Source organism: Pseudomonas sp. 2822-15, assembly GCF_002742515.1.
Taxonomy (GTDB): domain Bacteria; phylum Pseudomonadota; class Gammaproteobacteria; order Pseudomonadales; family Pseudomonadaceae; genus Aquipseudomonas; species Aquipseudomonas salomonii.
The window spans coordinates 1-231 of the sequence record NZ_LJRY01000457.1 but is presented as its reverse complement, the minus strand read 5'-3'; the positions used below and the strand labels follow the sequence as shown (position 1 = coordinate 231).

1 protein-coding gene is annotated in these 231 nt (G+C 36.8%); it reads left to right on the top strand.

The window, feature by feature from the left end:
- Positions 1 to 19: 19 nt before the first annotated feature.
- Positions 20 to 231: hypothetical protein (locus AOA59_RS33030; protein WP_218212253.1), on the top strand; the 212-nt coding region annotated here is incomplete at its 3' end.

The following is a 231-nucleotide window of genomic DNA, read 5'->3' as shown; positions in this document are numbered from 1 at the left end:
TTATCAGACTGGTAGCTTTATGGATATTCTCGCATTTCGCCTGGCAGAAGAGGTTCCGTTGATTATTAGTAATTTGTTTCTTATGGTACCACTTGTACTAGCAATCTTCTTATTCGGACTTTATGTTGGGAAAAAAGGTGTTTTGAAGGATATAGAAGGACATCTTCCTTGGGTTAGAAAAATATGGGTGCGAAGTTTAATATTTGGATGGGGTCTTACAGCAATTTATGT